General features: G+C 55.8%; 2 protein-coding genes. Both read left to right on the forward strand.

Features of this window, described 5'->3' with window-relative positions; genetic code table 11:
- The first annotated feature begins 173 nt into the window (after positions 1 to 173).
- The gene (locus tag ACIQU6_RS44835) at positions 174 to 1,058 is read left to right on the forward strand and encodes a plasmid partitioning protein RepB C-terminal domain-containing protein (protein ID WP_096379895.1); all 885 of its coding nucleotides are present in this window, start codon (positions 174 to 176) and stop codon (positions 1,056 to 1,058) included.
- Positions 1,055 to 1,442, forward strand: a 388-nt coding sequence (locus ACIQU6_RS44840) for a ParB/RepB/Spo0J family partition protein (RefSeq protein ID WP_403488515.1), incomplete at its 3' end; no start/stop codon positions are given. The genes ACIQU6_RS44835 and ACIQU6_RS44840, both read left to right, overlap by 4 nt.

Genomic DNA, 1,442 nt, shown 5'->3' on the forward strand with positions numbered 1-1,442 from the left:
ATGGACAGCAGCAACAACCACCCGCTGGACCACTATCTGATTCCCAGGTTGGACATAGGCGCATGGCCCCAGCGCTTGGGCGAGGACAATGGTGGATTGATCGACGGATACCGGTTTGATTCGTTTCAGTCGTTGGCCGAACTGGCCGCTCGAACGCCCTTGGAGAACGTGGCATGAGCCAACATGCACGCGAAGAAGTGCTCAACATCCCTATTCGTCAAATCTACGTTCTGAACCCGCGGTCTCGCAACAAGCGAGTGCAGCAGGAGATGATTGAGAACATTCGCGCGGTGGGGCTCAAGCGACCCATTACGGTGGCGCGGCGTCCTAAGCCTGAGGGCGGTTGCCACTACAACCTGATCTGTGGGCAAGGGCGTTTGGAGGCTTTTCGCGCCCTCAATCAAACGGAAATTCCCGCCTTTGTGCTCGACGCAACGCAAGAAGAATCGTTGGTTATGAGCTTGGTGGAGAACGTGGCTAGAAGAAACCACACGCCATTGGAGCTTATGCAAGAACTCGCGCGTCTTCGCGATCGTGGCCACTCGGATGCTGAGATAGCCAGCCGCATTGGAGTCAGCCCGTCGTGGCTCAGTGAGGTAGGCGCATTGCTGGCACGCGGTGAAGAGCGTCTGGTGGCGGCGGTTGAAGCGGGTGTTCTGCCGTTGAGCATGGCGATGGTCATAGCCAAAAGCAGTGAGGAGGGTGTCCGCGAAGTTCTGGCCGATGCTTATGAAGATGGAATTCGAGGGCGGAAGCTTGCTGCCCTGCGCCGTCTGATCGAAGCACGGAGTAAGTCACAGCGATCACACAGCGGTCCGACCAGTAGGAATGCTGCCAAGAAGAAGCCCCTCACCCTTTCGCAAGCGAGACGGATGTTCGCCGAAGAGGCGGAGAAGCACCGCATTGTCATTCAGCGCGCAGAGTTCGCCAATGAAACGGTGCTCTTCTTGGTGCAGGCGTTCAAACAGCTGCTTCGAAACAGTGACTTTGTAGAGTTGCTGAAGAAGCAGGGTGTTGAAAGTATGCCCACCCAGTTCAGCCGGAAGATGCACGAATGAATGATTATACAGTCGAGGCTGAAGGCGACGCTTCAAAGCCAACATTTCTGCGCAAATGTGTTCGCGTGGCGCTGTCAAAACTGATTGCGCTAAAGCCGATCAGGCCTGAGATCAAGCGTGGAGGGAAGTATCAACAGATCCTCACGTCTGTGCGTGAGGTGGGATTGGTTGAGCCGCCGGTGGTTAAGCAGGCCCCGCATAAGAAGGGTGGATTTTTCATTCTTGATGGACACTTGCGCGTTGAGGCCTTGCGTGAAATTGGCGTATCAGAAGTGGACTGCTTGGTCGCAGTGGAGGACGATACCTACACATACAACAAGCACGTCAACCGCCTATCCGCGGTGCAAAACCACCGCATGATCGTGCGTGCCGCGAACAATGGTG

Source organism: Streptomyces sp. NPDC090442, assembly GCF_044769405.1.
Lineage (GTDB): Bacteria > Actinomycetota > Actinomycetes > Streptomycetales > Streptomycetaceae > Streptomyces.

Excerpts from the sequence above, each read along its gene's own strand:
- ACIQU6_RS44835 (WP_096379895.1), top strand. The coding sequence starts at position 174 with ATGAGCCAACATGCACGCGAAGAAGTGCTCAACATCCCTATTCGTCAA.